General features: G+C 37.1%; 11 protein-coding genes. 8 read left to right on the forward strand and 3 right to left on the reverse strand.

The features are described from left to right. Positions 1-6: 6 nt before the first annotated feature. Positions 7-1023, reverse strand: coding sequence for an inorganic phosphate transporter (locus LS41612_RS02215; RefSeq protein ID WP_024361382.1), 1017 nt, complete (start codon positions 1021-1023; stop codon positions 7-9). Positions 1024-1043: 20 nt separating this feature from the next. Then, complete coding sequence (locus LS41612_RS02220) at positions 1044-1664, reverse strand: DUF47 domain-containing protein (RefSeq protein ID WP_024361381.1); 621 nt, start codon at positions 1662-1664, stop codon at positions 1044-1046. A gap of 426 nt (positions 1665-2090) precedes the next feature. Between LS41612_RS02220 and LS41612_RS02225 the strand changes: the two genes are divergently transcribed. Together LS41612_RS02225 and LS41612_RS02230 are read left to right on the forward strand one after the other, a co-directional pair. After that, the gene (locus LS41612_RS02225) at positions 2091-2777 is read left to right on the forward strand and encodes an ABC transporter ATP-binding protein (RefSeq protein WP_024361380.1); all 687 of its coding nucleotides are present in this window, start codon (positions 2091-2093) and stop codon (positions 2775-2777) included. 1 nt (position 2778) lies between these two features. Next, positions 2779-4098, forward strand: a complete 1320-nt coding sequence (locus LS41612_RS02230) for an ABC transporter permease (protein WP_024361379.1) — start codon at positions 2779-2781, stop codon at positions 4096-4098. 41 nt (positions 4099-4139) lie between these two features. Here LS41612_RS02230 and LS41612_RS02235 read toward each other — a convergent pair whose 3' ends face one another. Next, entirely contained in the window at positions 4140-5300 is a 1161-nt protein-coding gene (locus LS41612_RS02235) for a class I SAM-dependent methyltransferase (protein ID WP_024361378.1), read from the reverse strand. A 190-nt stretch (positions 5301-5490) separates the two neighbouring features. Here LS41612_RS02235 and putP point away from each other — a divergent pair, with 190 nt between their 5' ends. The 6 genes from putP to menC all read left to right on the forward strand — a co-directional run bounded on the left by putP (position 5491) and on the right by menC (position 13873). Next, a complete protein-coding gene (gene putP / locus LS41612_RS02240) occupies positions 5491-6978 on the forward strand; it encodes a sodium/proline symporter PutP (protein ID WP_024361377.1) in 1488 nt (495 codons plus the stop codon). Positions 6979-7250: 272 nt separating this feature from the next. Next, positions 7251-8537, forward strand: a complete 1287-nt coding sequence (gene hflX / locus LS41612_RS02245) for a GTPase HflX (protein ID WP_024361376.1) — start codon at positions 7251-7253, stop codon at positions 8535-8537. A gap of 487 nt (positions 8538-9024) precedes the next feature. Further along, positions 9025-10512, forward strand: a complete 1488-nt coding sequence (locus tag LS41612_RS02250; protein ID WP_024361375.1) for a peptide MFS transporter — start codon at positions 9025-9027, stop codon at positions 10510-10512. Positions 10513-10773: 261 nt separating this feature from the next. Further along, a complete protein-coding gene (locus LS41612_RS02255; protein ID WP_024361374.1) occupies positions 10774-11901 on the forward strand; it encodes a M20 peptidase aminoacylase family protein in 1128 nt (375 codons plus the stop codon). A 15-nt stretch (positions 11902-11916) separates the two neighbouring features. Further along, the gene (locus LS41612_RS02260) at positions 11917-12741 is read left to right on the forward strand and encodes a GNAT family N-acetyltransferase (RefSeq protein ID WP_024361373.1); all 825 of its coding nucleotides are present in this window, start codon (positions 11917-11919) and stop codon (positions 12739-12741) included. Between the two features lie 22 nt (positions 12742-12763). Beyond that, entirely contained in the window at positions 12764-13873 is a 1110-nt protein-coding gene (gene menC / locus LS41612_RS02265; RefSeq protein ID WP_024361372.1) for an o-succinylbenzoate synthase, read from the forward strand. Positions 13874-13893: the final 20 nt, after the last annotated feature.

A 13893-nucleotide genomic window follows, 5' to 3' on the forward strand; every position in this document is an offset into this window, starting at 1 on the left:
TGAATTCTAAAAGAATAAAGATAATATAAAGTATATAACGGATGCCATTACAGCTGATATTGGCATTGTAATAATCCAAGTGGTTACAATTTTTCGTGCCATTCCCCAGTTAACACCACGAACTCGTTGTGCTGAACCAACACCCATGATGGATGAAGAAATAACGTGTGTTGTGGATACTGGTAAGTGTACTAATGTCGCACCGAAAATAACAGTAGCAGAAGCTAAGTCAGCTGCAACGCCATTTACAGGACGGATTTTCATAATTTTACCGCCGACCGTTTTAATAATTTTATAGCCACCAATAGAAGTACCAAGACCCATAGCGGTTGCAGCCGCTGCTCGAATCCAAAAAGGAATTTCATCCCCAGTATGCAAGCCACCTGCAATTAACGCCATAGTCATAATACCCATTGCTTTTTGGGCATCATTTGTACCGTGCGTAAACGATTGGATAGCCGCTGTAAAAATTTGCATTGTCCGGAAGCCTTTATTCGTACGATATAAATTTAAGTTTTTAAACCATAGTTTAAACAGCGTCATCATAAGAAAGCCGGCACAAATTGCAATGAGTGGTGACAATACTAATGCCATAATGATTTTTGTAAAACCGCCATAATTAAGGACGCTAAAGCCTGCAGAAGCAACTGCTGCGCCGGCAATTGAACCGATTAATGTATGTGAAGAACTTGATGGGATACCAAAGTACCAAGTAAGTAGGTTCCATATAATAGCTGAAATTAATGCGGCTAATATAACGACAGAACCAGTTGTATCTCCTTCAAAAGCATTTAAAGAGAATGGATCGACAATATCTTTTGTTAGCGCTTTTGCGACACCCACGAAAGTAATAGCACCGATAAAGTTCATCGTCGCTGCCATAATAATGGCAACACGTGGGGGTAATGCTCTTGTGGAAACCGAAGTTGCGATAGCATTTGCTGTATCATGGAAACCATTAATAAAGTCAAATGTTAGGGCAAAGATGACGACCAATACGGTTAGTATAATGATTGTATTCATTGTATTTGACCCACTCCTAGTTACGCGTTACGCATGATAATTGTTTCCATTGTGTTGGCAACGTTTTGACAATAATCAGCGATATCCTCAAGTTGTTCATAAATATCTTTAAACTTAATGATGCGGATTGGATCTTTTTCATTTAAAAATAATTGCTTAATAGAAGTTCTTTGTACTTCGTCGCATTCACGCTCATAGTCTTTTATTAGAATGGCATGTGGGCGCATGCCAATAAGATTCTTTTTCTTTAACTCTTCAGTTGCTTTAACAATTTCGTCGGCACTTTTAGAAATATAGCCTAAGAAAATGCGCATTGATTCGTCAACTTCTGTTAAGGAGAACATTTCGAAGTGGGCGATACAATGCTCCGTACCATCTAACACATCGTCCATACGAATAGCGAATTCTAAAATATCTTCTCGTTCGATCGGTGTCATAAATGATTTGTTTAGCATTACGATTAGTTCATGAATGAGTTTATCGCCAGCTGTTTCGTAATTTTTCATTGTAATGCTAATCTCTTTTAAGTCAGCTACACTTGTTATACGAAAATCATTTGCGTAATGTACGGCCTCTCTCATATTTTCAGCAATTTTATGCAATGCTACAAAGAAAGGGTCTTGTTTTTTTGAGTTAAGCATGTAAATAGAATCCTCCTGGATATAGATAAAATAAACGACCTTTAAACTTTACTATCATAACAAAATCTTACGTTTATCTACATAAAATTTATCTTTCCTACACAAAACTTTACAATCCTGTAATATACATTTTGTTCACAAATATTAAGTGTTAGGGTGTATTTGTTCATATTAATACAGTATAAATGCCTATATAACAAAGAATTTATTAATTTTAAAAATCTGTTTAGTACAGTGGAACCTCTTTTGAAGACCCCATTTTCACAAGCAATCGATTTTGAATTGTAAAGGAATTGTAAAGATAGATATCTTAACATTTCTTAGTGTTCCCTATTTTCTTAAGAATATCTTCATTTTTATCCTTCGTTAATATTAAGAATTGTTTTCTACAATAGAGAAGTAAGAGAAAGGGGCGTCAAGTCAAAAATGATTCAAGTCGAGAACTTACAACATACATTTTTAATTGGGAAAAAGGGTAAGGAAAAACATGTACCTGTATTAAAGGGCGTAAATTTTGAAGTGAAAAAAGGAGAGATTGTCGCAATTGTGGGCAAGAGTGGCTCTGGAAAATCAACATTGCTACAAATTTTAGCCGGGTTTATGAAAGCTGAACAAGGCTCTATTCGTGTGAATGGGCAACAGACAGAGAAACTCACTGAAACAGAAAGTGCAGCGTTTCGTTTGCGCCAGTTCGGATTTATCTTTCAAAACTTTCAACTTATGCCGGGTTTAACTGCATTTGAGAATATAGAGTTACCTTTGAAATTACAAGGTGCAAGCAAAGCTATTCGTAAAGAAAAAGTGAAAAAATTAATGGACAAAGTCGGATTATCGGCAGTAGCCGACCATTACCCAAATGAATTATCAGGCGGTCAGCAACAACGTGTAAGTATTGCAAGAGCGTTGATTACCAATCCTCCTATTTTGCTAGCGGACGAGCCAACAGGGAGTCTAGACTCTGAAACAGAGCAGGATATTTTACTCCTTATTCAAAGTTTAAATCGAGAGCTAGGCTTAACATTTGTCATTATTACGCACGATGAAGAAGTGGCAACAATTGCTCATCGTCGTTTCCGTATGTATGACGGCGAGCTTGTGAAGGAGGATGAATAACATGATATGGAAAGACCAATTGGATTTTGTTATCCAACATATTAAGAAAAATAAATTACGCGTATTTATGACCGTGCTGGCTGCAACAATGGGTTGTGCATTTTTAATTGTCCTTGCATCCGTAGGGTTTGGGCTACAGGATTCAATTCGTAACGAGATACTATCAGATGAAAATATAACTAAAATTCAAGTATATGATGGCTCACAATTTACAGAGCAACAGAAAGATGAAATCAAGTCTATCGAGCATGTTAAAACAGTACTTGAAACGAGTACAGTTAATGCAAGTGCGCACTCATATTTTGAAGATCGTGATACAAATTCAAGTCTAGTTATAACGACTATGTCAGATTTTAAAAGTGTAACTGGGAAACTTGCAAAAGGGAAGTTCCCAACAAAGCCAAATGAGATTATTGTAGGATACCATTTTGCTCAAACATTATTAAATGATGCAGAACGAGATGTCATTAAAGAAAAAAACAAAAAGGCTGAAATAGAAGGCACATACTATGATGGTAGTGAAGAAGGATATAAAAAATCTTTAATTGGTAAAGAAATTGAATTATCTTTAGCTTCCAATTCCAATGGAGCGTCTGAAACTGAAAAGGTGAAATATACAATAGTTGGTGTGACAAAAAAACCTTCTTATGATTGGATGATTGACAATACAGTCTATATGGATTCAGCGCAAAAAGCAGCGATAGGAAGTACCCTTGCAGCATTAGATAAAGTAGCAGTAGATGAAGTATTTAATACGGAATTCAATATTTATGCGAATAGTCTAGAAAATGTTAAGCCTATTTTAGAAAAGTTAAAAGACAAGGGCTATAGCGTGTTCTCTGTGACGGAACAATTGGATCAAATGGATGTATTTTTCCTTGTGTTGAAAATTGGTTTAATTTTTGTTGGGACAATTGCAGTGTTAATCGCCTCTATTGGGATATTCAATACGATGACAATGGCGGTTACAGAGCGTACACGTGAGATTGGGGTATTGAAGGCAATTGGCGCTAGTCCAAAGTTGATTCAACGACTCTTTTTAATGGAAAGCACATTTATTGGTATTTTAGGTACCGTTATTGCAGTTATTATTTCATATGTCATTAGCTTTACAGCAAATGCAGTTTTACCGTTAATTTTAAAAGCGGCGACAGGTGAAGATGCTTTTAGTTCGTCAGATATTACATTTTCACTTATCCCATGGCAACTTGTTATCATTGCGTCTGCCATCAGTATTGGTGTGGCGATGATTTCAGGCTACCGACCAGCTCGTAAAGCAACGAAGATAGATGTTATTCAAGCATTACGACAAGAGTTATAAAAAGAACCCGAGGCACATAATGCGCCTCGGGTTTTCATAATTTACAAATAAGATGTTAATTCATTTGCTAAAAATGGCTGTGCATTCAACAGGGTTACAAAGGCATCATACTTAGCGCGTTGTTGTGCGCTCGGCTTTTTGCCAGTATAATAAGCGCGAATTAGAATGTTTTTTGGTGTGTTCTCCATATCAATAAATTCCAACAACTGTGCTTCATAACCAACAAGTGATAAAATCTCAGCGCGAATGGAATCAGTCGCGAGAGCTGCAAAACGTTCGCGGACAAGGCCATGCTGTAACATGACATCGAGTGCCGGTGTATCAAGTTGACGGTTTAGCTCATGTTGACAACAAGGGACACTTAATATGACACTTGCGCTCCATTTCACTGCGCGTGATAATGCCATATCTGTTGCAACATCACACGCGTGTAGAGTTACGACCATGTCTACATTCGATTCATCGTTATAATCATTAATATCCCCAACTAAAAATTCAAGTTGCTCGTAGCCTAAATCTTGTGCAATACGAGAGCATTCCACGATTACCTCTTTTTTTAAATCTAAGCCAGTAACGCGAATATCCAACCCTTTTTCAATTTTTAAGTAATGATACAAGGCAAACGTCAAATAGGATTTTCCTGAACCAAAATCTAAAATACGGACTTGGCGATTTTTGGGTAAATAGGCTAAGGCATCGTCGATAAATTCAATGAAGCGATTAATTTGCTTGAATTTATCGTATTTTTGTTTTTTTACTTTTCCTTCTTCGCTTTGTACACCTAAACGAATTAAAAAAGGATAAGGCGTGGACTCATCAAGTAAATAGTTTTTCTTACGATTATGTGATAAGTTTACTTGCTTCGGAGTAGCGGCTTTATCTGATTTCCATAAAACTTTATTTTTTTTCGATAGTTGCACGTGTACTTTTTCTTCTTTAAAGTCGATATGTGCTTGACGGAAGTCAGCAAAGAATAGTTCAAGTTTAGGCGGGAAATCGGCTAATAGGACATTCTCATGTTTTAAAATACGCTCATATTGGTATTCAATTTGTATATGATAAGCTTCTTTCAACATGATGGGCTTTAGTTTTATACGCTTTATTTCATTAGATTTCATTCGTGGTTGACTAATTGTAGCCGCAACGAGTTGTTGTTGGGAAATTTGGTCTAGAAGCAGTGTTTTCATTTCTTCAAATGTCATTTGTTTCGCCTTCTTTGTTGTGTAATAGATGGCATTAGTGTAACACAATTTTCTTCACGTTGTTTTTCATTTCAAATAATCGGTAAATCGAATATTCAGAAAATGGATTTTTGTTTTTGAACATTTTACGGTATATTAATAGTGAAAAGTATTCTATGCTAAAAAATAATGTTCAAAAGGAGGAATGCTTATGTCAGATAATACTTATCAGCTAATCGCTATTATCATTTATATGATTGTCATGCTCGGAATCGGGTGGTATGCATTCGTTAAAACTTCAAATTTAACAGATTATATGCTAGGTGGTCGATCCTTAGGGCCTGCTGTTACAGCGTTGAGTGCAGGTGCGGCAGATATGTCAGGTTGGCTTTTAATGGGGCTTCCGGGGGCAATTTATGCTTCAGGACTTGTTGAAGCATGGATCGCCATCGGGTTAACAATAGGAGCTTATTTGAATTGGATGTTTGTCGCACCAAGATTACGGGTTTATACGCAAGTTTCAAATGACTCAATTACAATACCGAGTTATTTAGATAATCGCTTACGTGATCATACAAGATTAATCAGAATTGCTTCAGGACTCATTATTCTATTGTTTTTCACATTCTATGTTTCCTCAGGTATGGTAGCTGGCGGTAAGTTTTTTGACAGCTCATTTGGCTACGAATATCATACAGGTTTATTGATTGTATCAGGCGTAGTTGTTGCTTATACATTGTTTGGTGGTTTCCTAGCGGTGAGTTATACGGACTTTTTACAAGGTCTTATTATGTTTTTAGCACTGATTACCGTACCTTTATTTGGGCTATTTTTAACGGGTGGTCTTAGTGAAACAGTAGAATCCATTAAAACGGTAAACCCAGAACATTTAAGTTTATTACCAGCATCAGCGACAGCTGCAGCGATTATTTCATCGCTTGCATGGGGGTTAGGATACTTTGGGCAACCACATATAATCGTGCGTTTTATGGCGATTAGTTCTGTAAAGGAAACGAAACAGGCTCGTCGCATCGGTATTGGTTGGATGATTTTAAGTCTTATTGGTGCCCTTGCAACTGCATTAGTAGGTGTAGCGTACTATCAACAAAATGCAGGGGAATTAAAAGACGCTGAAACGGTCTTTATTGTACTTGGTCAAATTTTATTCCATCCATTTATCGCGGGTATTATGTTGGCTGCTATTCTAGCTGCAATTATGAGTACCATTTCATCGCAATTAATTGTCACTTCTTCAGCTCTCGTTGAAGATATTTACAAGGCGTTATTTAATAAAACAGCAAACGATAAACATTATGTGTTTATTGGGCGTATGGCAGTTTTAGTAGTAGCCGTAATTGCAGCATTATTAGCTTGGAACCCTGAAAATTCCATTTTAAATTTAGTAGGGTTTGCTTGGGCTGGCTTCGGGGCTGCGTTCGGTCCAATTATTTTACTATCATTATATTGGAAGAAATTGACGAATTATGGAGCGCTCAGTGGAATGGTGACGGGTGCGGCAACAGCCTTTATATGGGGTAAAATAAAGCTGCTTTCAACTACTTTATACGAAATCGTGCCAGGATTCCTTGTTTGTTTAATAGTAGCCGTTGTTGTAAGTATGGTGACTTATAAGAGAAATGCAGAAATCGAGGAAGAATTCGATCGTACTGAAACATTGTTAAAAAAAGAGCGAGGATAAGTTGATAAGAGTAAGCTAAAGTTAGTTTACTTATTTCTAATTAAACATAGTTTATCTACATTAAAGCATGCGCCCAATTTTCTAGTCTAGGGCGCATTTGTTTTTTTATAATGAGCAGACTATTTTTGATGATTCGACGTTGAAGTATGTGTATAAATAACGCTGCGGTGGAAGGAATCTTTGCCGACTAAAAGACACAGTTTAGGGCATTATATGGTAAGATGAAGAAAATTTGTTGTAGCAACACCAAGGCGTTGGTGGGAGGATTGTGAATGGATAAATTGAAAGAAGTAGATGTATTGTTAGAAAAGGCCATATTAGTTGGTGTTAATTTACGTAATGATAAGCATTTTGAGTATTCGATGGAGGAGCTTACAAATTTAGCTGAAGCTTTAAATGTGGAAGTGGTAGGTATCGTCACGCAAAATTTAGAGCGAGTCACACCATCTCATTATGTCGGGACAGGTAAAATCGAAGAGATAAAAAGTTTTTATGAAGAAGCACAAGCTAATCTTGTGATTTTTAATGATGAATTATCACCTTCACAAATCCGTAATTTAGAGCGCGATTTAGAGACGAAAGTCATTGATCGGACGATGTTAATTTTAGATATTTTTGGACGCCGTGCCAAAACACGTGAAGCACAAATGCAAGTTGAGCTGGCGCAACTTCAATATATGCTTCCACGTTTAGTCGGTTTACATGCTTCCCTAAGCCGACAAGGTGGTGGTACTGGTGGCGGTTTTAAAAACCGTGGAGCAGGTGAGACCAAACTTGAGTTAGATCGACGAAAAATTGAAGATCAAATTTCTAAAATAAAAAAAGAACTCGAGCAAGTAAAGGAGCAACGAGAAACCCAACGAAAACAAAGAAGAAAAAATGCTGTACCTGTTGTATCCATTGTGGGCTATACGAATGCTGGCAAATCAACGATTATGAACCAGCTCCTTGCTAAAATTGGACAAGAGGATCATAAACAAGTATTTGAGAAGGATATGCTATTTGCTACACTCGAAACGTCTGTCCGTTATATTGAATTACACGATAAGAAATCTTTTTTATTAACAGATACAGTTGGCTTTGTTAGTAAGTTACCGCATCATCTAGTAAAAGCGTTTCGTTCTACATTAGAAGAAGCGCGGGATGCAGATTTATTGCTCCACGTTGTGGATGTTTCAAATGCAGAACATGGCTTTATGATGGATGTTACAAATGAAACGTTAAAGGCGGTTGGAGTGGAAGGAATCCCTACTATTTATGTATATAATAAAGCGGACTTAGCAAATGTGCCGTACCCTGTTATCAGTGGGGACAATATTTGGATTTCTGCTAAGCAAGGCAATGGTTTAGATGAACTTTTACAAATTATACGTCAGCATATTTTTTCCGATTATGTAACTTGTAAAATGCTTATTCCATATGAGCAAGGAAATATTGTTTCTTATTTAAATGAAAATGCGACGATTTATGAAACGGCATATGAAGAAGCGGGCACATTATTAAAGCTTGAAGTAAAAGAAGCCGATTATGCAAAATATCAACATTTTGTTGTTAAATAACATAGAGTTAAAATATAAGTAAGCCAACACGTAGCTAGAAAAGTTGCCTAGCTTATTTCTATGGAAATGACACATATAACAGAATAAAGCTTGTGCGTTGAGATAAGGTCGCCATGTACCTTGCGATAACTCACAGTAATTGGAAAAAATGGGCTTTGAAAAAATTACAATCAATGGTGACTCTCGCCATTGATTTTTTTATTTGCAATAAATAAATTATTTTCTGATTATATAGTATTTTAAAATATTATATTTATATTTTATTTTTTTGATAAAGCAAAAAGTGCGAAAACGTAGATATTTCAATATATTTAAGAAAATATCAACTAATCAATCTGAATATAGAGAAAACTGATAAATTTTCAACATTTTTTAAAACTCTTGATAAAGTGATAAAAACGCTTTAGTATGATGAAACATAGTTTTTTATCCTTACTAATGGGTAATAATATTTTTAAGGAATAATAAAATGGGAGAGGATATTGTTATGTCTACTAAAGATGAAATTGTAAAATCCGTCCCTCAAAATGGTTTTGTCGGACACCCTAAGGGGCTCTTTACATTATTTTTCACAGAATTTTGGGAACGTTTTTCATACTACGGGATGCGAGCGATTCTAATTTTCTTCATGTATTATGAATTAAATGAAGGTGGATTAGGTCTTGATCGCGGTACAGCGAACTCCATTATGGCCATATATGGTTCCCTTGTTTATATGTCGGGTATTATTGGTGGCTGGATAGCCGATCGACTTTTAGGTACACGTAAAACGATTTTTTATGGTGGCGTATTAATTATGATTGGTCACTTCCTGCTAGCATTCCCTGGCGGTGTGACAATGTTATTTGCGTCGATGGCGTTTATTGTTATCGGTACTGGTTTATTAAAACCGAATGTCTCAAGTATTGTAGGGGATATTTATGCTGAAACAGATAGTCGTCGTGATGCAGGATTCTCGATTTTCTATATGGGCATTAATATGGGTGCATTCATTGCGCCGTTTATTGTCGGAACAATTGGACAAAAGTATAGCTTCCATTTAGGCTTTAGTTTAGCAGCCGTTGGTATGTTAATTGGTTTAATTGTTTTTAAAGTAACAGAGAAAAAATATCTAGGATTAGCGGGCTTACAAGTAAATAACCCGTTAAAACCAGAAGAACGTAAAAAAGTCTTTACACAAATTGCTATTGTAGCGCTAGTTATTCTTGTCTTAGGTGGTATCGGCATTAAAACTGGTGTACTAACAATGAATGTCTTTAGTTTACTTATTACTATACTTGGTGTACTTATTCCAACAGCTTTCTTTATTTATATGTACCGCAGTGAGAAAACAACGAAAGATGAGAAATCTCGTCTTCTGGCATACATTCCGCTGTTTTTAGCGGCAGTTATGTTTTGGGCTATTCAAGAGCAAGGTGCAACAATCCTTGCGACGTATGCAGATGAGCGTACACAATTAAATCTTGGTGGCTTCCAGTTGGAATCATCTTGGTTCCAATCATTAAATCCTTTATTTGTTATTACATTATCACCACTATTTGCGATGTTATGGCTAAAATGGGGCGATAAGCAACCATCCACACCACGTAAATTTTCTTATTCACTATTTTTTGCAGGACTATCATTTTTAGTGATGATGATTCCAGCACATCTATCTGGTGGACAAGCTTTAGTTAGTCCGTTGTGGTTAGTATTATCATTCTTTTTAGTAGTAGTTGGGGAATTATTATTATCTCCTGTAGGTCTGTCTGCAACAACGAAATTAGCTCCACAAGCTTTTGCTGCACAAACAATGTCACTGTGGTTTTTAACTAGTGCTGCGGCTCAAGCAATTAACGCTCAACTTGTTAAGGTATATGAGGTTGTAAGTGAATTCACATATTTCGGATTTTTAGGATCATTGTCAATTCTTATTGGCATACTCTTATTAGTACTTTCACCGATTATTTCTAAAGCGATGCGAGGCATTAATTAGTTGAATATGCTGGGATAATAGAGAAAAGTGTTAGATTGACTGCCATCAATCTAGCACTTTTTTGTTATGGCGTTGTTGTCCGCTACGGTGGTGCTTTCCGCGGGCACATCGTTAGTTGTTACAAAACTAAAAGGCATTACTACGCATCTTTTTTGTCTTTTGTGTAGTCTATTAGCTAGAAGATAATTTAATTTTCTGTAGAATAGGACTATTTTTCGTTATAATAATCTTACTAGTAACAATTTTAAGGGGTTGGTTGTCATGAAAGAAGCATTGGATCGTTTGAGGCCAAGATTAATGGAGATTTTCACGTATTTACATGCACACCCAGAAATAAGCTGGAAAGAGGTAGAGACAACAAATTATATTGTTGATCTGTTGACGCGTGAAGGATTTTCCCCACAACGCTTTAAAAATTGTACAGGGCTTTATGTTGATATCGGCAAGGGAAATCCAAAAGTGGGCTTACGTACGGATATAGATGCATTATGGCAAGAAGTAGATGGTGAGTTTAGAGCGAATCATTCCTGTGGGCATGATGGTCATATGACAATGGCAATTGGTGCACTCTTACTTTTGAAAGAGCAATCTCAGTTATTAAAAGGAACAGTACGTGTTATTTTTCAGCCAGCTGAAGAAAAAGGAACGGGCGCACTAGCTGTTCTAAAAGAAGGTATTATTGATGATTTAGATTATTTATTTGGTGTCCATTTAAGACCTGTCCATGAGCTTGAAGATGGTACATACTGTGCAGCGTTGTATCACGGCGCATCCCGTTTACTTGAAGGGGAAATTATAGGTGAGGACGCCCATGCAGCAAGACCGCATCTTGGTGTTAATGCAATTGAAGTTGGGGCAACGATAATAGAGGATTTACGCACTATTCATACAGATCCAATGGTGCCTGTCTCTATTAAGATGACAAAATTTCAAGCTGGAGGAGATTCGGGCAATATTATTCCGGGAAGAGCTGCCTTTACAATTGATATCAGGGCACAACGTAACGATGTCATGGAGACACTCGCTTTAGGTGTCAAGCGTGTAATCGATTCTTCAAAAATATTGCATAAAGTGCAAATTGAATTACAGACAGTTGCTAATATTGTTGCTGCTGAGGTAGATACGACGGCTCAATATATTATGGAGCAAGCTATTGTAAAGGCTGCTGGCCTGTCTAATTTGCGTAAGCCTGTACATACCCCAGGAGGAGAGGATTTTCACCATTATGCGGTGCAACGTCCGCACTTAAAATCAACTATGCTTGGTCTAGGTTGCGGATTAACACCAGGGTTACATCATCCAAAAATGAAATTTAAACAGGCAAGACTTGTAACAGGAGTGGAAATTCTTACAAACGCTGTATTAGGAGCATTAAAACTAGAACCATAAAGGAGGCATCAGAACATGTTAAAAAACGTTGTTATTAAAAAAATGATGACACCTGCGGAGATTGCTGAGGTGCAATACTTAAATGCTGAAATTTGGGGGAGTCAAGCAATTCCATCGCATCAAATGTTAGCGGCTGTACAAAACGGTGGATTATTGCTTGGTGCTTTTCTTGAAAGTCGGCTAATTGGTTTTAATTACTGCTTTGTAGGCTATTTGGACGAAAAAATGTATTTACACTCACACATGATTGGTGTTGAAAAAACATATCGTGAACAAGGTGTAGGAGAACTATTGAAGCATGCTCAACAAGAGTATGCACGAGAGAATGGATTTCAACTAGTTCGTTGGTTAATTGATCCATTAGAAGCGCGCTTAGCAAATTTATCGTTTTTAAAGCTTAGTGCTTTTAGTGATCAGTATGAGGTAGATTATTACGGGCCACTACAAGACGATTTTAATGATGGACTACCTTCGGACAGGATTGCAGTCGAATGGTGGATTGAGCGCAATCATGCAGACGATAGTTTAGATGAGCTAGAAGAAGTGGCAGAACAAATAACATCGTGGACGTTGACAGTCGACGGATTGCCTGTGCTCGATAAAGAGGGTGAATTCGATAGTAAGCAACAATTTTATAAGGATGCTTATTTAGTACCAATCCCACAGCATCTGCAAAAGATGAAAATAGAGAGTCCTAAATTAGCAGAAGATTGGCGTTATAAGATGCGTACCATTTTAACAACCTTTTTTGAGCAAGAATATGCAATCGTTCGTGTGAAAAAGCATAAAGAATATGTTCATTTTTATCTGTTGGTCAGACGCTCTTTATTGGCTTTATAATGATGGATAAGGAGTGACGTTTGTGAGAATAGAAGAGATTACAATTAGACATTTAAAAATGCCAATGAAAGCACCGTTCACAACGAGCTTTGGTACTGTTGCTGAAAAAGAGCTATTGCTTTTAGAGGTGAAGGATGCAAGTGGCACGATTGGATGGGGAGAGACAGTTGCTTTTGTAGCACCGTGGTATACAGAGGAAACACTAAAAACGACGTGGCATATGTTAGAGGACTTTTTAATGCCCGCTTTGCTACATAAAGACATTGCACATCCGGATGAGGTTAGTGCCTTGTTCGCCACTATTCGGCGTAATGGTATGGCTAAAGCCTCGATTGAAGGTGCAGTGTGGGACATTTATGCTCAGCAAACAAAGCAATCTCTTGCACATGCATTAGGTGGAAGCAAGGACCTTATTGATGTAGGCATTAGTGTAGGTATTCAATCTAGTACGGATAAGCTATTAGAGCTAATAAAGGTCTATGAGGAAAAAGGCTATAAACGGGTAAAAGTAAAAATAAAACCGGGCTACGATGTCGAAGTCATTCGTGCTATTCGTGCTGCATTTCCTAATCTGCCTTTAATGGCGGATGCAAACTCAGCGTATACATTAAATGACATTGAAGTGTTACAACAGTTGGATGCATTTAATCTGCTAATGATTGAGCAACCACTTGCAGCAGACGATATTATCGACCATGCCAAGCTTCAAAAACAGTTGAAAACACCAATCTGCTTAGATGAAAGCATTACATCATTAGAGGATGCAAGGAAAGCAATTGAGCTAGGTAGCTGCGGTGTAATTAATATTAAAATTGGACGTGTAGGCGGCATAACAGAAGCCAAAAAAATACATGACTATTGCCAACAACATGCTATTCCTGTTTGGTGTGGGGGCATGTTAGAAGCGGGAATCGGACGAGCACATAATATCGCTTTAACAGCGCTTTCTAATTTTGTTCTACCGGGTGATACCGCAGGTTCTAGCCATTATTGGTACGAGGATATTGTAACACCCGAAATCGTAGTGGAAGATGGGCATATTCGTGTGCCACAGAGCATCGGAATTGGCTATCAGCCGAATTTAGAAATTATTGATAAATTAACAATTAGCAAAAAAGTCTATAAAGGGTAATAGGGCTTGGCTTATTTTCC

The sequence above is a fragment of the Lysinibacillus sphaericus genome, from assembly GCF_002982115.1.
Lineage (GTDB): Bacteria > Bacillota > Bacilli > Bacillales_A > Planococcaceae > Lysinibacillus > Lysinibacillus sphaericus.

Excerpts from the sequence above, each read along its gene's own strand:
- LS41612_RS02215 (WP_024361382.1), bottom strand. The coding sequence starts at position 1,023 with ATGAATACAATCATTATACTAACCGTATTGGTCGTCATCTTTGCCCTA.
- LS41612_RS02220 (WP_024361381.1), bottom strand. The coding sequence starts at position 1,664 with ATGCTTAACTCAAAAAAACAAGACCCTTTCTTTGTAGCATTGCATAAA.
- LS41612_RS02225 (WP_024361380.1), top strand. The coding sequence starts at position 2,091 with ATGATTCAAGTCGAGAACTTACAACATACATTTTTAATTGGGAAAAAG.
- LS41612_RS02230 (WP_024361379.1), top strand. The coding sequence starts at position 2,779 with ATGATATGGAAAGACCAATTGGATTTTGTTATCCAACATATTAAGAAA.
- LS41612_RS02235 (WP_024361378.1), bottom strand. The coding sequence starts at position 5,300 with ATGACATTTGAAGAAATGAAAACACTGCTTCTAGACCAAATTTCCCAA.
- putP (WP_024361377.1), top strand. The coding sequence starts at position 5,491 with ATGTCAGATAATACTTATCAGCTAATCGCTATTATCATTTATATGATT.
- hflX (WP_024361376.1), top strand. The coding sequence starts at position 7,251 with ATGGATAAATTGAAAGAAGTAGATGTATTGTTAGAAAAGGCCATATTA.
- LS41612_RS02250 (WP_024361375.1), top strand. The coding sequence starts at position 9,025 with ATGTCTACTAAAGATGAAATTGTAAAATCCGTCCCTCAAAATGGTTTT.
- LS41612_RS02255 (WP_024361374.1), top strand. The coding sequence starts at position 10,774 with ATGAAAGAAGCATTGGATCGTTTGAGGCCAAGATTAATGGAGATTTTC.
- LS41612_RS02260 (WP_024361373.1), top strand. The coding sequence starts at position 11,917 with ATGTTAAAAAACGTTGTTATTAAAAAAATGATGACACCTGCGGAGATT.